Origin of the sequence: Shewanella ulleungensis (genome assembly GCF_014648315.1) — a bacterium.
Lineage (GTDB): Bacteria > Pseudomonadota > Gammaproteobacteria > Enterobacterales > Shewanellaceae > Shewanella > Shewanella ulleungensis.
Map to the genome: position 1 here is coordinate 56,979 of NZ_BMQW01000003.1, position 22,192 is coordinate 79,170.

A 22,192-nucleotide genomic window follows, 5' to 3' on the forward strand; every position below is an offset into this window, starting at 1 on the left:
CAAATAGCCGAGGCAAGTTTTATGCTTTTATCGACTAAAGTTTAGCTAAATATCGGCGATAGTAGGGTATGTTGTTACGCTATTTAGCGCTACAATTGACTCAGAATGATAATAAAAACATCTAGAGAGAAGTATGCAGCTATTTTTGATGCGACATGGCGAAGCAAGTTTTGACGCACCGTCAGACAGAGAGCGTAAGTTAACTGAAATAGGCCGTATTCATAGTGGATACATGGCCAATTGGTTAGTAAAAAATATTAGCCACTTTGATTTAGTGATTGTGAGTCCATATTTGCGTGCGCAGCAAACCTGGCAAGAAGTCAGTAAGCATTTACCCGATCCCCGCAAGCTCGTTGTGCTCGATGATGTAACGCCTTCTGGTGATGCTAAAAGAGCTGTAGATGTCGTGCTAGCTTACACAGAGCAATACAAAGCAGACAAAGTGTTAGTAATTGCTCACATGCCTATCTTAGGTTTTATGGTCAGTGAGTTAGTTGCTGGTATCGAGCCGCCATTATTTGCCACGTCTGCTATTGCTCAAATAGATAAACATATGGAGCAATGCAGTTTTGTTGCCATGACAGCCCCGCATCAAGTCGTGTCTTAATGGATCTATTTATTCGTCTTAAACATAATGTCTACACAATAAGGTAAGTTGTTACTTACCTTTGTTGCTAGGTATGATGCGACAATTTTCATTGTCCATACTTCTATTGTGTTCAATTTAGCATCGATAAATCACATTAAATAAGGTTAGCGTCGATGAGGTTGTTCGCCTATATCTATCAGTACCAGTAATGCTGCATCGCCGCCCCATTCTTTAGGTGCTTGATGAAACGCTTTTACCTTAGGGTGCTGTGCCAACCACAAAGGCAGTTGTTGCTTCAGAATCCCCGTACCGAAACCGTGCATCACACAACAACAAATACTGCTTTGTTTAACACACGCTTGAATGAGTGCAGCCAACTCGAGTTTAGCTTCAGACTGCCTTAAGCCGTGTAAGTCTAGTAACAAATCGGGTGAATAATCACCTCGTCTTAAGCGTTTTAGCTCAAGTTTATCTGCACTGTCATTTATCCAGCGCATAGGGCCTTCGACCGGCAGCAGCGGCTGATAAGTATCCGAAAAATAGCTATCAACGTGGATTTGACGCTCTTTAAATTCGAATTGTTGTTTGGGTTTGACTGGCTGTTTAAAATGGTGGGTATCTTGCTTAAGCGGTTTGATACCGTCTATCAATTGACTAAACAGCGACGAGTCTGAGTAATTTTCGTCTTTCATGGCGGTATTGTATTGAATTCTAGGTCATCTTAATAGACATCAGTTACAATACCGTAGAACAATTTTTTAGGAGTGTGTTTTGGATAAGATCTTTGTAGATGAAGCGGTCACTGAGTTACGTACCATAGGTGATATGTTGCGCTGGGCGGTTAGCCGTTTTAATGATGCCAATATTTATTATGGTCACGGTACTGATAATGCTTGGGACGAAGCCATTGCATTGGTTTTTCATGCTTTACACTTACCTGAAGAAATCGGTCAGCAGGTTATTTTAAGTAACCTTACCAGCAGTGAAAAGCATAAAATTGTTGAGTTAATTATTCGTCGTGTACGTGAACGCTTACCTGTGCCGTATTTAACCAACAAAGCGCGTTTTGCTGGCCTTGAGTTTTATGTTGATGAGCGTGTGTTAGTGCCTCGTTCACCCATTGCAGAAATGATCAATAACCATTTTAGCCCTTGGTTATACAACAAGCCTGTACATCGCATTATGGATTTATGTACGGGTAGTGCTTGTATTGCGATTGCTTGTGCTCATGCATTTGAACATGCCGAAGTGGATGCGCTTGATATTAGTGAAGATGCATTAGAAGTTGCACAAATTAACATTGAGTCACTTGATGTGATGGAGCGTGTTTTCCCAATCCAGTCTGATTTATTCTCGGCAATTCCTAAAGGACCGCATTACGATTTAATCGTTTCAAACCCGCCGTATGTTGATGCTGAAGATATTGGTGATATGCCAGATGAATATCACCACGAGCCAGCGATTGGTTTAGCATCAGGCCGCGATGGTTTAGATTTAACCAAACGCATTTTAGCTAATGCTGCTGATTACTTAACTGAAAATGGGGTATTAGTGGTCGAAGTGGGTAATTCAATGGTGCATTTAATGGAGCAATTCCCTGATATGCCGTTCACCTGGGTTGATTTTGAATTTGGCGGTGATGGTGTATTTGTGTTGACCCGTGATCAGCTAGTTGAAAATGAATCACTTTTCTCTGTATACAAAGATGTTGAATAATAGAGAGTAAGCATCACGCAGTCGATTAAATAAAATATAGAGGTAGTTAACGCGCATGTCAGGAAACAGTATTGGTCAAAACTTTGTTGTGACAACCTTTGGTGAAAGCCATGGTGTCGCCTTGGGTTGTATTATTGACGGTTGTCCTCCGGGACTCGAATTAACCGTTGAAGACATGCAACATGATTTAGACAGACGACGTCCAGGTACATCGCGTTACACCACAGCAAGGCGTGAAGCTGATGAAGTAAAAATTCTATCAGGTGTCTTTGAAGGTAAAACCACGGGTACCTCTATTGGTTTGCTGATTGAGAATACCGATCAACGCAGCCAAGACTATTCTGATATTAAAGACACATTCCGCCCTGGTCATGCTGATTATACTTACCAGCAAAAATATGGCATGCGCGATTATCGCGGTGGTGGACGCTCATCCGCGCGTGAAACCGCCATGCGCGTTGCTGCGGGTGCAGTTGCAAAAAAATACCTAAAGCAAGTACATGGTATTGAAATTCACGGTTATCTTGCTCAATTAGGTCCAATTTGTGCTGAAACTATCGATTTAACCCAAATTGAACAAAATGCGTTTTTCTTTCCTGATGCAAGTAAGTTAGAAGCATTAGATGAGTATATGCGTGGTTTGCGTAAATCGGGTGACTCAATTGGCGCCAAAATTACGGTAGCAGCCACAGGTGTACCTGTTGGTTTAGGTGAGCCAGTATTTGACCGACTCGATGCTGATATTGCCCATGCGCTTATGGGCATTAATGCCGTTAAAGGCGTTGAAATCGGTGATGGTTTTGGCGTGGTTACCCAAAAGGGCTCTGAAGGTCGCGACTTAATGTCACCAGAGGGGTTTGCTTCTAATCATGCCGGTGGCGTGTTAGGCGGCATTTCATCTGGGCAACCTGTTGTGGCTCATATTGCGTTAAAGCCAACATCAAGCATCAGTGTACCGGGTCAAAGTATGACTGTGCAGGGGAATACGGTTGATATGATCACTAAAGGCCGACACGACCCGTGTGTGGGTATCCGTGCAGTGCCTATTGCTGAAGCCATGTTAGCGATTGTATTAATGGATCATTTATTAAGACACCGCGCGCAAAACCAAGATGTGGTTCGTCAAACTCCTGTGATTGGAATGCGTTAATGTCTTTAAGTCAACGCGCCGAACCAGATTTACGCTGGCTCGGTGCCTGCTATTTCTTTTTCTTTTCTATTCTCGGCATCATGGTTCCCTACCTAGGGGTCTTTTTTGACAGTCGAGGTTTCAATGCGCAAGAGATTGGTTTTTTGTTGGCTATTTTAATGGCTACGCGCATTGTGGCACCCAATATTTGGGCGGCAGTGGCTGACCGAACGGGTATGCGTGCTGAGTTAATTAAACTCGGATCCTTCGCTGCCGCAATGACGTACATCAGCTTTTTCTTTGATGGTAGCTTTTTATACCTTGCCATTAGCTTGGCCATTTACACCTTTTTTTGGAACTCAATTCTGGCGCAGTTAGAAGTGATTACCTTAGAAACCTTAGGTGACAAAGCTGAGCGTTATGGCGCAATTCGTAGCTGGGGCAGTGTCGGCTATATTGTGTTAGTGATAAGTGGTGGTTTAGCCATTGATTATTGGGGCCCTGAAGTGCTGCCATATATGGGCATGATATTATTTCTTGGGTTGTTTGCCTGTTCATTACCGTTACCGGCTAATCGCAGTGTGGTTGTTAATCGTGCAGACAGGCCTAAATTAACATTCGATGCATCACTTATTTGGTTTATGTTATCGGCGATGTTGCTGCAGATGAGTGTTGGGCCTTTTTATGGTTTCTTCGTACTGTACTTAAAGCAGTTTGGTTATTCAGAAACAATAGCGGGTATGTTGGTAGCATTAGGCGTTCTTGCTGAAATTGTTATTTTCTTTTATTCATCACGGTTAATTCGCCAATATGGTATCCGAGCATTGCTCGTAGTGAGTATGTTACTGACAGCTGTTCGCTGGCTTTTATTAGCTTTTGGTGTCGACTCAGTTTCATTGTTGGTCATAAGCCAACTTCTGCATGCATTTACTTTTGGTTTAGTGCATGCCGCGTCTATTCATTTTATTCATCGTCATTTTAATGTTAGCCATCGCAGCACTGGGCAGGCGTTATACGCCAGCGTGAGTTTTGGTGTAGGTGGTGCGTTAGGGACATGGATAAGCGGCATGATTTGGGGCGATGGCAGTCAAACAATGTGGGTTTGGGTCTTTGCCGCTAGCTGTGCGTTTTTATCTATGATTGCGGTATTGATGATCCCCAATATCAATGGTGAAGATTCAGTTAGCGCAGCACAGAATTAATATCTAAAAGTGGGTCGCAAGGAGTTATCGTGAAACGTTTTCGCTTAGGGGTAATCATTAATCCATTGGCTGGATTAGGTGGCAGTGTCGGGTTAAAAGGCTCTGATGGTGTGGCTTTAGAAGCTATCGCTAAAGGCGCAATACCTAAAGCTCAAATGCGTATGCAGCAGGCCTTAACGGTGATATTACCTTTTGCTGATAATATAGACATCATTACTGCATCGGGAGGCATGGGCGCGAACTTATGCTGCCAAATGGGTTTTACTACCACTGAAGTTTATCGCTGTGAAACTACCACTTCCTCGCAAGATACCCAACAAGCTGTGACTTGCTTACTCGAACAGCAATTAGATTTACTACTGTTTGCTGGCGGTGATGGCACTGCGCGTGATATTTATGCCGTAGTTGAAGATAAGTTACCCGTATTAGGTGTGCCTGCTGGTGTTAAAATTCACTCTGGCGTTTACGGCATTACGCCACATGCTTCAGGCTTGGTGCTGAGTATGTTATTACAAGGTGAACTCGTTAGCTTAATGGTGGCCGATGTGATGGACATTGATGAAGTTGCATTTAGGCAAGGCACAGTAAGAGCAAAACGATTTGGTGAAATGACCGTACCAGCAGAGCCGCGTTATATTCAAGCGGTGAAAATGGGCGGTAAAGAAGTGGACGAGTTAGTGTTAGCTGATATTGCAGCTGATATTATTGAATCAATGGACGATGAGTTATTCATTATAGGTTCGGGCAGCACCGTAGCTGCTGTGATGGAAGATTTATGTATAGACAATACCTTACTCGGTGTTGATGTTATTCAAGATAAAATGCTAATCGCTCAAGATGTCAGCGCCAATCAATTAATCGAATTGACCAAAGATACACCAGCCGACAAAGTTAAGTTGGTAATTACTCTTATTGGTGGGCAAGGGCACATATTGGGCCGCGGTAACCAGCAATTGTCACCAGAGTTGATAAAACGCATCCCAAAAGACAATATTTTAATCTTAGCTACAAAAACTAAGCTTAAAGCACTTGAAGGTAGACCATTAATTGTGGATAGTGGCGACCCTGAATTAGACAAAGCACTCACTGGCTATTACAAAATAGTCACTGGCTACCATGATTACGTGATGTATCAAGTAGCCAACCCAGATTTGGTGGAGAACTAAACCATGTTAGAACAGTACGATGCAGCATTAGAGTCTTGGATTGAAGAAAGCGTAAATAACAGTGACGATGATGCATTATTTGCTTGTGGTTACTTACAAGGTCATATTGCTGTTGTGTTAGCTGAATTAGAAGTCGAATCTGAGCAAGATTTAGCGGCACTCGATCAAAAAATATTAACCTGTTTAGCGTTAGCGGATAAAGAATTAAATGCAGACGACTACGCTCTAGTTGAAGCCGCCTGGCAACAATTACGTCTTCGAATTGTTGCTCAAGCAGCATAAACAGGAATAAAAATCGGCTTTATGGTCAATTCGTTCTCACAAGTGACTATTGGTTTAGTCAACCCCAAAACACCTGTAAACGTTGGCGGGATTATGCGCGCTGCAGGCTGCTATCGTGTTGATCGCGTCTGTTATACAGGTAAGCGCTATGAGTTAGCGGCTAAGTCTGGTGATGCGCAATATGATATTGACACTAAAGATGCAGCTAAACGTATTCCGTTAGTAGGTGTTGAGTCATTACTTGAAAGCGTACCTCAAGGCGCAACAATCGTATGCGTTGACTTGGTGGTAGGCGCGACACCGTTGCCGTTATTTACTCATCCCGACAATGCATTTTATATCTTTGGCCCCGAAGATGGCACGATTCCGCAACAATTGATTGATGCCGCAACCGACGTTGTTTATGTGCCAACCGTAGGTTGTATGAATCTTGCTGCATCAGTGAATGTGTTGCTTTATGACCGCCTTGCTAAGATGACTCAAGTCAAAGCAGATGATGAGTTAATTAAGCAAAGTCGTGATAATAATAACCGGACTAAAGTTAAACACTGGCTTAAGTGAACCGTGTTAATCATATTTACAGGAAATGCCGGGTGAGAAATCATCCGGCATTTTTTTATCCCGACTAAAGCCTTAATAGATTGAATAAAAGTTTGAACATAATATAGTTTAAGCTAACACTTTGTTATTTTGGGAACTACCTATGTCACTCATCAGTCGATTATCTCAGTGGTTACCGTTTGGTCATGTACCAGAAATGGATACTACAGCCGTTTTTCAACACCTTGAAAATAACAACATTCAAATCGTTGATGTGCGCACGTCACTGGAGTGGGGTAAGTCACACATCAAAGGCGCTTGTAACCTACCCATTACTCATTTTTCTAGAGGGTCAGTTGACCAATTGCAGCTGAACACTGACCAACTCACCATTGTTATTTGTCTATCAGCTCATCGAAGCATTCCGGCAGTGAGGAAACTTAAGCTGTTTGGGTTTAATAATGTCTACCAACTCAAAGGAGGAATGCTGAGCTGGTGGAAAGCGAAACTGCCGACAATATCAACGCAAGAAAAATAGAAAAAGGTTCACTAACATGACGCTACTTTTTTTACATGGATCAGGCTGTACGCATGTTGTTTGGCAGTACCAACAACAGTTTTTTGAACATAGTATTGCTGTTGATTACCCCGGCCACCCAGATGGACAAACACTGAACAATGTGGATGAACTCGCACTATGGCTGGCAGACTACATTGCGCGGCATCAGTTGGTCGATGTGGTGTTAGTTGGACATTCTCTAGGCAGCGCTGTAGCAATGCAACTCGCTATCATTGCACAGGAAAACTTAAAGGCGTTAGTGCTTATTGGTGCAGGGGCTAGGCTAAAAGTGATGCCTCAACTTTTAGCATCACTCACAACAATCGTCGATTCAAAACAACCATTCCCAGACTATTTATTGGCTACAAATCAAAATATTGCCGAGCCCTTACAATCACAAATCAACACTTCAATTATCAATAATGGTGTTAGCGTCATGCTTAATGATTTCACTCTTTGCAATAAGTTTGATGTTATCGAGCAACTGCCGCAAATTGATGTGCCGACGTTAATTATTGTGGGTGATGAAGATCAAATGACACCGATAAAATACGCCACATTTTTACAACAACATATCTCTAAAGCGCAAATCGTCATCATTGAGAAGGGTACTCACATGGTATTTGCTGAACAACCCGATAAGGTAAATCACTGTATCGAAACGTTTCTTAAGACACTCGAGTAGCATGATCTGACATCAGTTTAGCTTATTCATTTAGCTGGATTGTATGCGTGTAGCTGATTTTTGATCGTAGGTAATGGTTGCGGGAGCAGGACTTGATAAAAAAGAAAAGCGACGACCTTCAGCTTTGGCTTATAAAAAAGAGCTGTTTATAAAAATCTCAGCACGACGCGCTACCAACTGCTTTGGTATTAGTCTGATAATAATGGATTTTTTATGATTTATTTGGAGAGTGCGTTGAGATTTTGGGCTTAAGGTTTCAAAATGGTTGCGGGAGCAGGACTTGATAAAAAAGAAAAGCGACGACCTTCAGCTTTGGCTTATAAAAAAGAGCTGTTGATAAAAAACTGAGCACGACGAGCTATCAATTGTTCTATTACGCGTCTGATAAACGCTATCAACATTTTAATTCTATTGACTAAAGAAATGGTTGCGGGAGCAGGACTTGAACCTACGACCTTCGGGTTATGAGCCCGACGAGCTACCAACTGCTCCATCCCGCGTCCGATAAACGCTATCAATTATTTTAATTCTATTGACGAAGAATCTATTCTCAATCCGTTTATCTTTATTCTTGTTAAACAAGAAATGGTTGCGGGAGCAGGACTTGATAAAAAGCTACGACCTTCGACTCTTGTTGATAAAAAGCTGAGCACGACGAGCTATCAATTGTTCTATTCCGCGTCCGATAAACGCTATCAATTATTTTAATTCTATTGATTAAAGAAATGGTTGCGGGAGCAGGACTTGAACCTACGACCTTCGGGTTATGAGCCCGACGAGCTACCAACTGCTCCATCCCGCGTCCGATAAACGCTGTCGATTATTTTGATTCTATTGACTAAAGAAATGGTTGCGGGAGCAGGACTTGATAAAAAGCTACGACCTTCGACTCTTGTTGATAAAAAGCTGAGCACTACGAGCTATCAATTGTTCTATTCCGCGTCCGATAAACGCTGTCGATTATTTTGATTCTATTGACTAAAGAAATGGTTGCGGGAGCAGGACTTGAACCTACGACCTTCGGGTTATGAGCCCGACGAGCTACCAACTGCTCCATCCCGCGTCCGATAAACGCTGTCGATTATTTTGATTCTATTGACTAAAGAAATGGTTGCGGGAGCAGGACTTGAACCTACGACCTTCGGGTTATGAGCCCGACGAGCTACCAACTGCTCCATCCCGCGTCCGATAAACGCTGCTTCGTTGAATCTAGGTTACACGCCAGTTGGTGTGTAAACCTGTCTGCTTCAAAGCGGAGCGAACTATAGCGATCCCCATTTATCTTTGCAAGTAAAATCGAAATAATTCCTTTTGTTTGCTGGTTAATTAAGCTTGTAGTGCTGTAATCAAATGAGATTGATTATTTATATGGCAAATTGGATAATTTATAGCCCCTTTTCGATAAGTCGTTGGGTATATGTGTTTGAACAGGTATAATGCTGCACTGAATTTTGTGTAACGATGACTGACTAATACATGTTTAATTTTTTTGCTGCAGCCCCTAAGGGTTTTGAATATAGCCTAGCCTCGGAATTGAAAGATTTTGGTGCTACCGATGTTAAAGAAAGCGTTGCCGGTGTGTACTTTTCTGCACCGCTTGAACTGGCATATCGGATCACCTTATGGACCCGCTTAGCGAGCCGTATAGTATTAGTTATTTATAAAGGAGCTTGTGAATCTGCCGAGCAACTTTATAACGCTGCATATTGTATCGATTGGCCATCGCACTTTTCTCATAAAAAAACCTTTAGTATCGATTTCCACGGTACGGGTGGCTTTATTAATAATACTCAATTTGGTGCACTAAAAATCAAAGATGCGGTGGTTGACCGTTTTCGTGATGATGGTACCCCCCGTCCAGATGTTGAGCGTGTTAATCCTGATTTTAAAATCGATGCTCATTTCCGTAATGGTCAAGTCACTATTTCGATGAACTTTTCGGGTGCATCGTTACATCAACGTGGTTACCGTTCAACAACCGGCGAAGCCCCATTAAAAGAAAACCTCGCAGCCAATATGTTAGTGCGTAGTGGTTGGCAAGCAAATCAAACCACGATTCTCGATCCATTTTGCGGTAGTGGCACGGTATTAATTGAAGCCGCTTTAATGGCGGCTGATATCGCTCCCGGTTTAAATCGTGAAAAATTCGGTTTTGAAAATTGGCAAAGTCATAACAAAACGATGTGGCAAGCCATTTTTGACGAAGCTCAGGCTCGTGCGACATTAGGTAAAACACGTTGTAAAATTAAGTTTTATGGATCTGACATTGAGGCGCACCTCGTTTCAATTGCTAAACGTAATGCCGAAAATGCTGGCGTAGCAGAGTTTATTGAATTTACGGTTTCTGACGCATTAGATGTCACACCACCAGTAAGTGAAGGCTTTTTAATTTCCAACCCGCCATATGGTGAGCGTTTAGGTAATGTCACTGAACTACTACAACTTTATTACCAGCTAGGTGACAAGCTGAAAAAAGAGTTCGGTGGTTGGAAAATTGCCATGTTGTGTAGTGACATAGAGTTAATGTCATCGCTCAAGCTTAAAGCAGATAAGCAAATGAAGATGTTCAATGGTGCATTAGAATGTGCATTTAACATTTATACTTTGCATGCTAACAGTACACGTCGCGAGGCTGTTGTTCTACCTGAAGGTGTCGAGCTTGTCGATATAGCGCCTTCATTTGTTAATCGTATTAAAAAGAATGTTAAGCTGCTTGAAAAATGGGCTAAAAAAGAGCGTATAGATAGCTATCGTTTATACGATGCAGATTTGCCAGAATACAATGTCGCCATTGATAAATACGTTGATTATGTAGTTATTCAAGAATACTCAGCCCCGGCAACAATTCCTGAAGCTGTGACAAAACGACGCATTAGCGATGTTTTGTTAGCACTACCAAGTGCTTTAGGTATTCACCCAGATCGTGTGACATTAAAAACTCGCGAACGTCAAAAAGGCGCGAGTCAATATCAAAAATTAGATGAACGTAAAGTTGAAGTTATAACCGAAGAATATGGGGCCAGATTTAAACTTAATCTTACGGGCTACCTCGACACTGGACTGTTTTTAGACCACCGAGTGACCCGCAAATTAGTTGGTGATAAATCTAAAGGTAAACGAGTGCTAAACTTATTTGCTTATACTGGTTCTGCTTCTGTGCATGCGGCTATTGGCGGCGCTAAAACCGTCACCACCATTGATATGTCAAATACCTATATCAACTGGGCGAAAGAAAACTTTGCTCTAAATGGTTTGTCTGGTGCTAAATACGATTTTATCCAGGCTGATTGTTTGCAGTGGATAAAAGACAATAGTCATCAGCAATTTGATTTGATTTTTATTGACCCACCCACGTTTTCAAATTCAAAACGTATGGAAGACAGCTGGGATGTACAGCGTGATCACGCCGAGATGTTAGGCGGATTAATTAAACTACTGTCTCCAACGGGTGAGCTTATTTTCTCAAATAACAAACGTAAATTTAAGATGGATATTGAAGCGTTAAGCCAAGCTGGCATTAACGTCACGAATATCGACCATTTATGTTTACCGTTAGATTATAAGCGCAACCCACATATTCATAATGTTTGGTTACTCACACATGCCAAGTAGTGCTTTACCCTACATTTTATATCACACAGATGGCTGCCATCTGTGTGATATTGCTTTGGCACTCGTTGAGCAAACAGACATTGATTTTCAACACATTGATATTTGTGATGACGCCTCGTTAGCTGAGCGTTATGGCACAAGCATACCTGTGTTAACACATGGTAAGCGTGAATTATTTTGGCCTTTTGATGGCGAACAATTACAAGAGTTTATAGGAGTTTAGATTGAGTCTGGTTCGGATAAATAATGGCTCGTTAGCCTACGGTTATACTCCTTTACTGCAAAATGCAGACTTTACCATTGAACCTGGCGAGCGAGTTTGTATCGTTGGCAGAAACGGTGCGGGTAAATCCAGTTTAATGAAAGTGCTGTCAAAAGACGTACTGCTTGACGAAGGCGAGTTCAATATCGCTAACGATGTCAATGTCAGTCGCTTACAACAAGACCCTCCTAAAGCCGAAACTGGCTCGGTCTATTCTTATATTGCAGCAGCATTAAAAGACATTGGTGAAGCGTTAGAGAAGTATCATCAGTTATCTCACGACGTAGCAGACGCAAATCCTGAAGAAATGGATCGCATGCTAAATGAAATGCAACGTATCCAAGAAGTGTTAGACCATAACAATGGCTGGCAGCTTGACTCGCGCATCATTCAAAACTGTCAATTATTGGGTTTAGATCCTGATAAACCACTTAATGAACTATCAGGTGGCTGGCAGCGTAAAGTTGCCTTGGCGCGCGCCTTAGTTGTTGACCCCGATTTGTTGTTACTAGACGAACCAACGAACCATTTAGACATCGATACCATCGAATGGTTAGAACAGTTTTTATTAAGTTTTAAAGGCGCTATCGTATTTGTCAGCCACGACCGTGGCTTTATTCAACGCATGGCTACCAGAATCGTAGATTTAGATCGTGGAGTGGTGATCTCATTCCCTGGTAATTACCAAGCTTATTTAGATGGTAAGCAAGAATGGTTACGAGTAGAAGCTGAAAAGAATGCCCATTTTGATAAAAAATTGGCCGACGAAGAAGTGTGGATCCGGCAAGGCGTCAAGGCTCGACGCACCCGTAATGAAGGCCGTGTAAGAGCATTAAAGGCATTGCGAGCTGAGCGTGGGGAGCGACTAAACCGCCAAGGTAATGCCAAAATGGCAGTGTCTGACACAGAACGTTCTGGCAAGTTGGTGTTTGATGTTAAAGATGTTAACTACAATTTACCGGATAAAAATTTAGTTAAAAACTTCAGCACTACCGTGATGCGCGGTGATCGAATTGCATTAATTGGCCCTAATGGTTGTGGTAAATCAACATTAATTAAATTATTGATTGAAAAGCTACAACCTCAATCTGGCGAAATTAAAGTTGGTACAAAGTTAGAAGTGGCTTATTTCGACCAGTATCGCGAAGCTCTTGACCCTGAAAAAACCGTTGAAGAAAACGTCGGCGAAGGTAAAAGTACTGTTACGATTAATGGCCAAGACCGACATATTTTAAGTTACTTACAAGATTTCTTATTTTCACCAATGCGTGCGCGTACACCAGTTAAAGCATTGTCTGGTGGCGAGAAAAACCGTTTGTTATTGGCTAGATTGTTATTACGCCCAGCAAACTTAATTATTCTTGATGAACCAACAAACGATCTTGATATTGAGACCTTAGAATTGCTAGAGTCTCTGCTTGCTGATTTTGCTGGTACATTACTTATCGTAAGCCATGACAGAGCATTTATCGACAACACCGTGACGAGTAGCTGGTGGTTTGCAGGTAACGGACATTGGTCTGAATACGTGGGTGGCTATCAAGATGCCATTTCTCAGGGTGCTAAATTTTATTCTGAGGAACCTGTAGCAACAACTGTTGTCCAACAAGCACCCGTTGTTGAAACAAAGCCTGTAAAAGCACCTGAAAAGCCTGCTAAAAAGCTCTCTTATAAATTACAAAAAGAGTTAGAAGCGCTTCCAAATCAAATGGAACAGCTCGAACAAGAGATAGAAACATTACAGCAAACCGTTAGTGGTGCTGACTTTTATAGTCAGCCAGCAGAAACGGTTAACAAGGCTCTGCAAACATTAGCAGAGAAAGAACAGAATTTAGAGCTGTGCTTCCAACGCTGGGAAGAACTTGAGTCACTGAAGTAAAGCATAATAAAACAGGAATGGTTACATGAAGTTAAAGTTTGATAAAGCCTTATCATTAGTTGCAATAGGCGTATTAAGTGTTATCGGTTCGGCTCAAGCCGCCTCTGTATATGAAATTGTTAACATCGAAGATTACGATTTAAATGGCACTTTAGATGGCACGAGAAATGGTTATGCCATGGCCGTTAACGATGAAGACGAACTTGTTGGTATTTCTAAAGGTAAAAACAAGCTAAGCATCGACGACGTCGATGATTCAGTGATTGATATCGAAGATGGTATAACCGCCGCAGACTCGATCACATATTCTGTTTATTCTGAAATTGAAGCGAACAACTTTACTTTTATAGCAAGCGATAATGCTGCCGTGGGCTCTTGGGTTCCTGAATTCTTTAGCATGGCGGATACATTCGACCCTTCTAATGAAGATTATGATGACGACGATGAGCTAATTGTAAATGATGTCGATACCTTCTTTTATGGCATTAACAATAATGGTGTAAAAGTAGGCGCTTATACTGGCCCGCAATTGACCTTAGATTATGAAGGCACCAGCACTACGCAAGAATATTTCTATTATCGTGAATTTGAAATGCGTGGGATAGCAGTAAAAAACGGTGTGGAATATCCATTATTACCGTCATTTACCACTTACGAACGTGAGCAAACTGCTGACGTTGATGCTGCGACTGTTGAAGTCGGTGGTTGGTCACTCGCATCCAAGGTAAATGATGATAATTTAGTGGTTGGTTACGGTAGTACTGCCTTGGCATCATCAAGTGAAACTCGTATCGATAATTGTATCGAAGATGCAGAAGATACTGATGAAGACAACCCAATTCCTACTGATATTTGCGTCCAAGGATGGCAGTATCCAGATGATAATGGTACGCGCTATATTCAATACCAAACCCGCGGCTTTGTGTGGGATCTAAATAACTTAGATGAAGATGGTTTACCTGAGAGTACAGAGCTACCACTAGGGTTAACTCCAGATGAAGATTCGACGCTCATTTTTACATCGCAAGGGTTAGGAATTAACTCTGACGGTGATGTTGCCGGCCGTTCACATGTATATCGTAACGGTGATGAAGATGATTTATATTTTGATGCGGCATACTGGAATAAAGACAGTAATGGCAACTACCAGTACAACTGGGTAGAAATGGATGATGATGTTTATTATTCAATTGCTTATGATATCAATGACTCTGGTATCTTAGTTGGTAGCTACAGTAAGTACATCAGTGGTTATCTACGTAGTAAGTTCTTTATGTTGGATACCAATAATCCAGAAGAGGGCATTACTACCCCTAATGACTTCCAAACCTCACTGTCTGATTTAAGTAGCAAGCCAAAAGACATTAACAACAAAGGCCAGGTTGTTGGTTATATTGAGTCGACATACGATAAAGAATTACCTCGCCCTAAAGTGGCCTTTTTGTATGACAGTACTACCACTGAATTTGTTAACTTAAATAATCAATTGACCTGTGAGTCAAAAGGTTATGAAAGAAACTTAGAAGGTGACTGGGTTCGTCATACAGTGAGTGTTCAAGACGGCACGGGTGAAGTGTTAACCTATAATACTGAAATCTCAGTAGTCGAAGCCAATAGTATTAACGAAGACGGCACCATTGTCGGTACTGCGTTTATTTTAAAGCCTGAATATCAATATGATTCGACAACTGGCGATTTAATTATTGGTGAAAATGGTTTACCACTATTTGAGTTAGATGGTAACGGTGAGCCTGTAACCTCTTACCTGCCGCGTATGGTAGTATTAAAGCCAACTGCAGGTGAACCATGCTCAACATCAGATTCAGTTGAAGACGCCGACTATGAGCGTCAGGGCGCTGCAAGCTTTGGCTGGTTATTCGCATTACCTCTATTATGGCTTCGCCGTAGAGTAAAAAAATAACTCAACCCTTAGTTAATATTTGCTTCAACATATTTGATCCAAATGACTAATCAAAAAATCGAGGAATAATTCCTCGATTTTTTTTAATTTATTTCTCAATACCTTAATAAAAATTCCATAATTCGGTCATTTTTTTGATTGATTTTGGTTAAAAAAGCGTCTATTTCTATATTTACGGCTTCAGCTTCATCCCGTTAAACAGAAGCCTGTAAATGGAAGAGGACGCATGAATGAAAAGACAGAAAAGAGATCGTTTAGACAGAGCTTTTTCAAAAGGATTTCAGGCCGGGATAGGAGGGCGATCAAAAGAAGTTTGCCCTCACGCTAATCTTGACTCACGGTCTCAATGGCTTGGTGGATGGCGTGAAGGAGTTGATGGTCGACTCAGTGGCTTATTTAACAAATAATGCCCAACAAAATGCCCTCATATGAGGGCATTTTGTAATAGGGGAAAACACATTAATATGTTAGAACGTAGAAGTATCGCTGAAAATACCGACTTTTAAATCGGTTGCAGAATAAATTTGGCGACCATCAACTTCCATGGTTGCATCTGCAATGCCCATCACCAATTTACGATGAATTTTACGTTTAATATTGAGTTTATAAGTCACTTTTTTTGCATTGGGTAATACTTGACCTGTAAACTTCACTTCACCGACACCTAGAGCTCGACCTTTGCCTTCAGCACCTTCCCAGCCTAAATAGAAACCCACTAACTGCCACATAGCATCTAAACCTAAACAGCCAGGCATTACTGGGTCAGTTTTAAAGTGACAATCAAAAAACCATAATTCAGGAGTGATATCAAGTTCGGCAACAATTTCACCTTTACCAAATTCACCACCATCTTCATTGATGGTAATAATACGGTCAATCATCAACATGTTATCGACAGGTAAACGAGGTCTATTTGGGCCTAAAAGGTTACCATTACCACAGGCGATAAGTTGTTCTTTAGTGAAACTGTTAGCTTTTTCCATTTAATTCTTTACCACTTTATCAACTATTAATTCAAACAAGATAGCGAACACGTGTAAGCTAAACAACTCCGATCACTATATAATCCGTAACCTAGCTAACAATTTAGCAAAAAAGTTGAGCTCAACATCGTCATCATCTTGACCTGCGAGTTTATCCAGTCGTTGTTGTACCAACCCATAAAGGGTTTCAGCTGCAAAGTCGTTATCTTCATTGGCAACGCCTGCTGGCATTTGCATTAAAATTTCAACTGCCTGGTCCATGTGTTCAATCGCATGGATATGAAATAAACCTTTATTTACCGCATCGATTACAGCAGGTTCCAAATTAAGCTGCAACACATTTGCTTTAGGAATAATCACACCTTGCTCGCCACTGAGCCCACGACGTTGGCATAAGGTGTAAAACCCTTCAATCTTTTCATTCACTCCGCCAATGGCTTGAACGTTACCAAATTGGTCTAATGCCCCTGTCACCGCGAGGCTCTGTACAATGGGCTGTTCAGCAATGGCTGACATTAAACAGCAATACTCTGCTAATGATGCACTGTCACCGTCGATTTCTTGATATGACTGTTCAAACACAATGTTAGCATTAAGATGCAGCGGCGCATCACGGCCAAAGATACGATATAAACAAGCGGACAAAATCATCATACCTTTAGCATGAATATTGCCACCTAATTCAGACTTTCTTTCTATATCTGCAACTTCGCCATCACCATAATGCACTGACGTCGTAATACGAGCCGGTTCACCATAAGTGTAATCGCCAGTATCAATGACCGTTAGTCCATTAATTTGCCCCACCATAGCACCTTTAGTTGGCAGATTTATGAAATTATCGTCAAAGCTTTGGGCCGAATATACTTCAGAGCTATTATGGCGAAACTTGAGCTTCTCCAGCGCTTTAGCTATAGCAGAAGCATTAAGCGATGACTTACCTGCATAAGCTTTGGCTTGAGCGATGAGTTGCTTAATCTCCAACATGTTTAAACTTAAACGTTGTTGGTGCTCAACCTGGCGAGAACTAAACCAAAACAGTGGTAATAAACTAGAAGGTTCCAATTCGGCGGCTTCATCATTAGCCAACACGCTAAGCCATTGTACGTAAGCGGATTCAGGGTGCTGAGTTAAATCAACCTCGTTGTTCATTTCTGCAAGTATAGGGAAGTGACGGTTAAATTTGCGGTCTTCTACTCGCAATTGGCCATAAGCAAGACCAGATCCAACTAAAATTATTTTGCAATTAACCGGGATAGGGGCAAGCTCATTATTGATTCGATAGAAACCATCATGCAGAATTTGCATTAACAAGTCCCACAGATTTTCTCGTTGCCAAATGGATTCTAAACAAATAAAAACCATATGATTACTTGCCAAAGCTCCCGGTTTATAAATACTGGCTTTGTCTGTTTTAATCATTCGACCTAGTAAATCAGCACGGCGCAATGTACCTTGTAAATAACATGACAATGATTCTTGCTTAGCAACAATGCCAACATTTTGTGCAGGCATTGCAGCTTGCCATTTAAACTGGATCTCTGCATCGTCAGACAACTTTTTCGTCGCGACTAAATAGTTATTCGACGGCGTATCAGCCTGAGACACTAATGCCTTGATAAATAATGGTCTATCAACACCAGGAAAATCACCAAGAAACAAATGTTGCGAATCGATTTTGGTCATTAATTTAAATGCATCAACAGCGCGCTCTTGTCCAAGCAATAAATGACTTGGAAAAAAAACCGATGTGGCAGTTTCTGGTAAATGATATTGAGGGGCAAGTTTGGCACTAGGCAATAACGTTGGATTCATAGAGTAATAATCGGGCCATAGCAACGAAAAATAATCTGATGATATTAGCATAAAGCATCACAAAAGCCTTAGCTGATTCTTAGTTCAAATCGATTACGTCACTAATGAATTTAACCTGTTACCGCTAAACACTTCCAAAGTGCGAATGTATAAAATCATAGCAAGCTGTTTAAATGCTAAACATTCAGTCATTTTTTTGAAATTTATGGTTTACAAGCAAACGAGTTACTTATATTATTCACGCCGTTCGGAGGGATGGCAGAGTGGTCGAATGCACCGGTCTTGAAAACCGGCAACGGTTTATCCCGTTCTAGGGTTCAAATCCCTATCCCTCCGCCACATTAAATACGAGAAAAGCCGTTGATTATCAACGGCTTTTTTTGTTTCTGGCGTTTGAGGGGCTCTCCATAAGGATTGACTCAGACAATGTATCTTTATCGAGCACCCAACAACGTATACTTTACGCGTATCTGTTTATCCAAATATTTACGTGACAAGGGTTTCCCCTTTGATGTAAAAGTCTCCTTACTGACTAGTGACAGAGCAGAAGCGGTCATCCGTAACATTGATGTTGCCGGAACACTCAAAAAAATCATCAAGTCCATTGACCATAAAACCCGTATTAACGACTTTATTCGCTACGTCGATGAGGTCATTAACCATCTTAGAGCTCAGTTTGATGCTGATGATTCTGATATTACGTTCAACATCACGCCGAAACCTCATGCTATCCCCATTAGAGAGACTAAATTGTCTCAGCATCGTGAAACTACCGCTGTGGCGCAAGCAAAGCCTATTATTGGGTTAAACGAAGCATTAAGTGCGTTTATTATCTCAAAACAGAAATCAGCCATTAGGCCGCTGTCTATCAAGCAGCTTGAACAACGCATACGCCATTTTATTGATACCGTATCATCAAAATCTACTTTCAAAACTGAGAGCAAATGCGTGCACGATATAACCAGCGCAGACTCGATGATCTATCGCGATGCCTTATTGATTCAAGGCCGAAGCTACAAAAGCAATAAAGAATACTTAGCTGCCGTATTCCAATTTTTCAAATGGTGTAAGCTAATGAACTATTGCAATCACAACCCATTCGAAAGTTTATCTGGGTTGACTAAGACGATATTTTACTTTTACATGGAGATAGCGCTAAACAATTACGTGATAAAGCATTTTTTTTCGCAAAAACTGACCACGTTGTTCTCTTGAAAATGGTCTCGCTAACGCAAGTCGGTATTATTAAGGTCATGATATAAGGCTTTTATCGCACCTCTTAACCATTTTATTTTTGGATTTTGATTGTTTCGTTTATGCCAAATCATGGTGAAGGGGATCATCAGTTTATCTTGTAATGCTTTATCAACAGGAATGGGTAAACACACCAAATCTGGGTGTATATTACGACAGTAGTGCTGGCAATATTGTGGTGCAGTGGTAATCATGTTGTGACCAGGCTGCGCTGTCATAAACAAAGATTGTTCGAACGTGGCCATGGTTAATTCAATATTACGGCTTAAGCCCATTTCTATTAACACTTCATCTAATGCCCAGGTGTCTGACTTTTCCCATGTGATGTTAATTTGTGGGTATTTTACAAAAGTATCAATATTCCAATCTTCTTTTAAGGCTGGATGATCTTTATGCAAATACACTAAGGGGAGGTCGGTAAATAACACTTCGTAATTGATAAAGTAGGGTAAAAGCTTAATCGATTCTTTTGACCTTGGGTGGCTCTCTCGGCCAGTAAAACCAATGTCGACTTCCCCTCTAATGATCGCCTCAATTGAGTCATAGTCCCAGTTATGAACTTTAACTTTAGCGTCTGGATACTGCTGAAAAATGTGCTGTGTAAGTTGGTTAAACATGGTCAGCAGTAATGGCGATTCCATGGCAAGATTAAAGCGCACGCCATTAGGGATTTCATCGCCGCGTTTTGCGAGTATTTGACTGCTGACTTGTAACCAGTCAGCCAGTTCTTGTTCCATACTGATGGCGAGTGACGTTGGGCTAAATCCATAAGGTGTTTTTATAAACAAAGGGTCGTCAAACCATTCTCGTAACTTGCTAAGAGATTTGCTCACGGTTGACGGTGTCACGTTCAGTTTTTTTGCTGTTTTAGTGACGCTTAATTCCTGTAATAACAACTGCAGAGTGATCAGTAAGTTTAGATCAAGGCGTGCTAATGATTTCTTCATTGGAAAGACTCGGCAGTGATGAGGGAATGAATAGTATTAAAACAGCGCTAATAACACCACCAATCAGTAAGATTAACAACAGCATATTCAATGCACTCACACCAAATAAGCCTAATAACCAAATATACAAAGCGGAACTGCAAATTTGCGCAACACCAAGAATGGAACTGGCAATACCAGCCCGATAACGATAGGGGCTAAGCGCTTGGCTCATTACCACACCAAATCCAATTGAAAATCCTGCACAGATAAGACTAAAACCAAATAGGCTAATAATTTGACTGTCGGCACTTAACTGGGTTAACCCGAGTATGACTGCGGCAGCGACAAACAGTATTTGCGATACCAGCATTAAAGTACCTTGCCTGATATATGATAACGCCAGTGGCATAGCAAATGAGGTTAGCATACTAACAAGTGCTGTTAGTGCCATTGCAATTGAATATTCGCCACGACTAAAGCCCATTGTATTCATGATCAGCATTGGCGATACATTTACAAACGTAAGAATTGCTGTGACTGCAATGGAACTGATGAGTAATCTACTTAAAAAGAATCGTTGGTAAAGTGATTCTGCCACTATCGCTGATTGGCTTGCTGATTGAGAGCGTGTATCGACGTTTAGCGTTAAATTATCCATTGAAGATTGGCGTGTAGTATTGGTTTCTTTTAACACAAGCACAGACAATAAAGACACCACTCCACCCATGCCTGCCATAGTAATAAACAGACTTGGCCATGGGAAGCTAAGCATGATCAAATGGCCGATCACCGGGGCGATAACGGGCATGATGCAGGTTATCCCATTGACCATAGATAGCACTTTTACTCTGCGCTTATCGTCCAACTTGTCTCGTAAAATGGCAAAGGCGACAACGTAGCAACTGCCTGCGCCAACACCTTGAATAAAGCGGACAATTAAAAAAGTTTGACTGTTTTCTACTGTACTGCCCATGAACGAAGCTAATGTAAAAATAATGGCCCCAGTAATCGCTATGGGTCGTCTGCCAATAACGTCTGATAATTTACCGGCAAATACCATCGTGGTGGCCATACCCGCTAAATACACTGAGAAAGCGATATGGAGCTGTGATTCACTTGCGCCTAAGTCTTTGGCTATTTGTGGTAAACCAACCAAGTAAAGATCAATTGCAGTGGGGTAAAGCAGAACCAACGCAAAGCTACACAGTATAAATCTAGTCATAAAACCCTCACTTAATGTTGTAAGAATAATAGATTGAAAGGTGTGTAGGTACGAGTTGCCATTTTGACAACAGGTATTTCTATTTACGACATTTTGTTGATTAATTTGAATCTGATGACTTTAAATGCATTGACGAAAAATGTGATAAAAGTGAACTAAGTAGTCCGCTAAGCGTATTGAGTCTGCTGATTGCAGAACATTATTTTATCGCACTTGCGCTTTCTATCAGTCCATCCTTTAGGTTAGGCTGTAAAAGTGTTGCTGAAAGTATTGAAACGATTATCCGGTCTTTACTGGTTATGGTGTTCGATAATGGCTTACATCAACTACACTATTACCATCAATGATTGAAGTTGATTTTAGTTCCCTCATATAAGTCAGGTTTTTAATTGCCTATAGCTGTTGTCTTTAGCGCTTGTTATTTATGTTTTTAATTTTACTGACTCA

Annotated in this window: 20 protein-coding genes and 5 tRNA genes; 16 read left to right on the plus strand and 9 right to left on the minus strand. The window is 41.2% G+C overall.

Annotated features, from left to right (window positions below):
- Positions 1–133: 133 nt before the first annotated feature.
- A complete protein-coding gene (sixA, locus tag IEY40_RS07000; protein ID WP_188954691.1) occupies positions 134–607 on the plus strand; it encodes a phosphohistidine phosphatase SixA in 474 nt (157 codons plus the stop codon).
- Positions 608–753: 146 nt separating this feature from the next.
- Here the strand turns inward: sixA and smrB are convergent, their stop codons facing one another.
- On the minus strand, positions 754–1,281 hold the full coding sequence (smrB, locus tag IEY40_RS07005) for an endonuclease SmrB (protein WP_188954693.1): 528 nt from the start codon (positions 1,279–1,281) through the stop codon (positions 754–756).
- A 79-nt stretch (positions 1,282–1,360) separates the two neighbouring features.
- Between smrB and prmB the strand changes: the two genes are divergently transcribed.
- From prmB to IEY40_RS07045, 8 genes are all read left to right on the plus strand, one after another.
- Positions 1,361–2,305, plus strand: a complete 945-nt coding sequence (gene prmB, locus IEY40_RS07010; protein ID WP_188954695.1) for a 50S ribosomal protein L3 N(5)-glutamine methyltransferase — start codon at positions 1,361–1,363, stop codon at positions 2,303–2,305.
- 55 nt (positions 2,306–2,360) lie between these two features.
- Positions 2,361–3,455 (plus strand): chorismate synthase, encoded by a 1,095-nt coding sequence (gene aroC / locus IEY40_RS07015; protein ID WP_188954697.1) that lies wholly within the window; start codon positions 2,361–2,363, stop codon positions 3,453–3,455.
- Positions 3,455–4,636 (plus strand): MFS transporter, encoded by a 1,182-nt coding sequence (locus IEY40_RS07020; RefSeq protein ID WP_188954698.1) that lies wholly within the window; start codon positions 3,455–3,457, stop codon positions 4,634–4,636. The genes aroC and IEY40_RS07020 overlap by 1 nt, the downstream gene beginning before the upstream one ends.
- 29 nt (positions 4,637–4,665) lie before the next feature.
- Complete coding sequence (locus IEY40_RS07025; protein ID WP_188954700.1) at positions 4,666–5,802, plus strand: ATP-NAD kinase family protein; 1,137 nt, start codon at positions 4,666–4,668, stop codon at positions 5,800–5,802.
- A gap of 3 nt (positions 5,803–5,805) precedes the next feature.
- On the plus strand, positions 5,806–6,084 hold the full coding sequence (locus tag IEY40_RS07030; protein ID WP_188954702.1) for a YfcL family protein: 279 nt from the start codon (positions 5,806–5,808) through the stop codon (positions 6,082–6,084).
- 21 nt (positions 6,085–6,105) lie between these two features.
- Complete coding sequence (locus IEY40_RS07035; RefSeq protein ID WP_188954704.1) at positions 6,106–6,645, plus strand: RNA methyltransferase; 540 nt, start codon at positions 6,106–6,108, stop codon at positions 6,643–6,645.
- 142 nt (positions 6,646–6,787) lie between these two features.
- Positions 6,788–7,162 carry a rhodanese-like domain-containing protein gene (locus IEY40_RS07040; RefSeq protein ID WP_188954706.1) on the plus strand — a complete coding sequence of 125 codons (375 nt, stop codon included), beginning with the start codon at positions 6,788–6,790 and terminating at the stop codon, positions 7,160–7,162.
- A 16-nt stretch (positions 7,163–7,178) separates the two neighbouring features.
- Positions 7,179–7,868, plus strand: coding sequence for an alpha/beta fold hydrolase (locus tag IEY40_RS07045; RefSeq protein ID WP_188954708.1), 690 nt, complete (start codon positions 7,179–7,181; stop codon positions 7,866–7,868).
- A 424-nt stretch (positions 7,869–8,292) separates the two neighbouring features.
- On the opposite strand, the gene IEY40_RS07050 is transcribed toward IEY40_RS07045, so the two are convergent.
- The 4 genes from IEY40_RS07050 to IEY40_RS07065 form a co-directional block, all read right to left on the minus strand.
- Positions 8,293–8,368 (minus strand) — tRNA-Met (locus IEY40_RS07050).
- 226 nt (positions 8,369–8,594) lie between these two features.
- Positions 8,595–8,670: transfer RNA gene (locus tag IEY40_RS07055), tRNA-Met, on the minus strand.
- 185 nt (positions 8,671–8,855) lie between these two features.
- Positions 8,856–8,931: transfer RNA gene (locus tag IEY40_RS07060), tRNA-Met, on the minus strand.
- Between the two features lie 45 nt (positions 8,932–8,976).
- Positions 8,977–9,052: transfer RNA gene (locus tag IEY40_RS07065), tRNA-Met, on the minus strand.
- 292 nt (positions 9,053–9,344) lie between these two features.
- On the opposite strand from IEY40_RS07065, the gene rlmKL reads away from it, so the two are divergent.
- The 5 genes from rlmKL to rmf all read left to right on the plus strand — a co-directional run bounded on the left by rlmKL (position 9,345) and on the right by rmf (position 15,949).
- Positions 9,345–11,480: a bifunctional 23S rRNA (guanine(2069)-N(7))-methyltransferase RlmK/23S rRNA (guanine(2445)-N(2))-methyltransferase RlmL gene (gene rlmKL, locus IEY40_RS07070; RefSeq protein ID WP_188954710.1), complete on the plus strand. Its 2,136-nt coding sequence runs from the start codon at positions 9,345–9,347 to the stop codon at positions 11,478–11,480.
- Positions 11,470–11,703 carry a glutaredoxin family protein gene (locus tag IEY40_RS07075; RefSeq protein WP_188954712.1) on the plus strand — a complete coding sequence of 78 codons (234 nt, stop codon included), beginning with the start codon at positions 11,470–11,472 and terminating at the stop codon, positions 11,701–11,703. Before rlmKL ends, IEY40_RS07075 begins: the two co-directional genes overlap by 11 nt.
- Before the next feature lies 1 nt (position 11,704).
- On the plus strand, positions 11,705–13,621 hold the full coding sequence (locus IEY40_RS07080) for an ABC transporter ATP-binding protein (RefSeq protein WP_188954714.1): 1,917 nt from the start codon (positions 11,705–11,707) through the stop codon (positions 13,619–13,621).
- 25 nt (positions 13,622–13,646) lie between these two features.
- Positions 13,647–15,542: a DUF3466 family protein gene (locus IEY40_RS07085; protein ID WP_188954716.1), complete on the plus strand. Its 1,896-nt coding sequence runs from the start codon at positions 13,647–13,649 to the stop codon at positions 15,540–15,542.
- Positions 15,543–15,772: 230 nt separating this feature from the next.
- Positions 15,773–15,949, plus strand: coding sequence for a ribosome modulation factor (gene rmf, locus IEY40_RS07090; protein WP_160053401.1), 177 nt, complete (start codon positions 15,773–15,775; stop codon positions 15,947–15,949).
- Positions 15,950–16,009: 60 nt separating this feature from the next.
- On the opposite strand, the gene fabA is transcribed toward rmf, so the two are convergent.
- Entirely contained in the window at positions 16,010–16,525 is a 516-nt protein-coding gene (gene fabA, locus IEY40_RS07095) for a bifunctional 3-hydroxydecanoyl-ACP dehydratase/trans-2-decenoyl-ACP isomerase (RefSeq protein WP_188954717.1), read from the minus strand.
- Positions 16,526–16,600: 75 nt separating this feature from the next.
- Positions 16,601–18,340 carry a S16 family serine protease gene (locus tag IEY40_RS07100; protein WP_188955312.1) on the minus strand — a complete coding sequence of 580 codons (1,740 nt, stop codon included), beginning with the start codon at positions 18,338–18,340 and terminating at the stop codon, positions 16,601–16,603.
- 249 nt (positions 18,341–18,589) lie between these two features.
- Here IEY40_RS07100 and IEY40_RS07105 point away from each other — a divergent pair.
- Positions 18,590–18,679, plus strand: a tRNA-Ser gene (locus IEY40_RS07105).
- Positions 18,680–18,766: 87 nt separating this feature from the next.
- On the plus strand, positions 18,767–19,555 hold the full coding sequence (locus IEY40_RS07110) for a hypothetical protein (RefSeq protein ID WP_188954720.1): 789 nt from the start codon (positions 18,767–18,769) through the stop codon (positions 19,553–19,555).
- Between the two features lie 11 nt (positions 19,556–19,566).
- On the opposite strand, the gene yidZ is transcribed toward IEY40_RS07110, so the two are convergent.
- Complete coding sequence (gene yidZ / locus IEY40_RS07115; protein ID WP_188954722.1) at positions 19,567–20,541, minus strand: HTH-type transcriptional regulator YidZ; 975 nt, start codon at positions 20,539–20,541, stop codon at positions 19,567–19,569.
- A complete protein-coding gene (locus tag IEY40_RS07120) occupies positions 20,516–21,745 on the minus strand; it encodes an MFS transporter (protein WP_188954724.1) in 1,230 nt (409 codons plus the stop codon). Before IEY40_RS07120 ends, yidZ begins: the two co-directional genes overlap by 26 nt.
- Between the last annotated feature and the right edge of the window lie 447 nt (positions 21,746–22,192).

Excerpts from the sequence above, each read along its gene's own strand:
- IEY40_RS07085 (WP_188954716.1), top strand. The coding sequence starts at position 13,647 with ATGAAGTTAAAGTTTGATAAAGCCTTATCATTAGTTGCAATAGGCGTA.
- IEY40_RS07045 (WP_188954708.1), top strand. The coding sequence starts at position 7,179 with ATGACGCTACTTTTTTTACATGGATCAGGCTGTACGCATGTTGTTTGG.
- aroC (WP_188954697.1), top strand. The coding sequence starts at position 2,361 with ATGTCAGGAAACAGTATTGGTCAAAACTTTGTTGTGACAACCTTTGGT.
- IEY40_RS07030 (WP_188954702.1), top strand. The coding sequence starts at position 5,806 with ATGTTAGAACAGTACGATGCAGCATTAGAGTCTTGGATTGAAGAAAGC.
- IEY40_RS07040 (WP_188954706.1), top strand. The coding sequence starts at position 6,788 with ATGTCACTCATCAGTCGATTATCTCAGTGGTTACCGTTTGGTCATGTA.
- IEY40_RS07120 (WP_188954724.1), bottom strand. The coding sequence starts at position 21,745 with ATGACTAGATTTATACTGTGTAGCTTTGCGTTGGTTCTGCTTTACCCC.
- smrB (WP_188954693.1), bottom strand. The coding sequence starts at position 1,281 with ATGAAAGACGAAAATTACTCAGACTCGTCGCTGTTTAGTCAATTGATA.
- IEY40_RS07020 (WP_188954698.1), top strand. The coding sequence starts at position 3,455 with ATGTCTTTAAGTCAACGCGCCGAACCAGATTTACGCTGGCTCGGTGCC.
- IEY40_RS07035 (WP_188954704.1), top strand. The coding sequence starts at position 6,106 with ATGGTCAATTCGTTCTCACAAGTGACTATTGGTTTAGTCAACCCCAAA.
- rmf (WP_160053401.1), top strand. The coding sequence starts at position 15,773 with ATGAAAAGACAGAAAAGAGATCGTTTAGACAGAGCTTTTTCAAAAGGA.
- IEY40_RS07110 (WP_188954720.1), top strand. The coding sequence starts at position 18,767 with ATGTATCTTTATCGAGCACCCAACAACGTATACTTTACGCGTATCTGT.
- sixA (WP_188954691.1), top strand. The coding sequence starts at position 134 with ATGCAGCTATTTTTGATGCGACATGGCGAAGCAAGTTTTGACGCACCG.
- fabA (WP_188954717.1), bottom strand. The coding sequence starts at position 16,525 with ATGGAAAAAGCTAACAGTTTCACTAAAGAACAACTTATCGCCTGTGGT.
- yidZ (WP_188954722.1), bottom strand. The coding sequence starts at position 20,541 with ATGAAGAAATCATTAGCACGCCTTGATCTAAACTTACTGATCACTCTG.
- rlmKL (WP_188954710.1), top strand. The coding sequence starts at position 9,345 with ATGTTTAATTTTTTTGCTGCAGCCCCTAAGGGTTTTGAATATAGCCTA.
- IEY40_RS07100 (WP_188955312.1), bottom strand. The coding sequence starts at position 18,340 with ATGAATCCAACGTTATTGCCTAGTGCCAAACTTGCCCCTCAATATCAT.
- IEY40_RS07075 (WP_188954712.1), top strand. The coding sequence starts at position 11,470 with ATGCCAAGTAGTGCTTTACCCTACATTTTATATCACACAGATGGCTGC.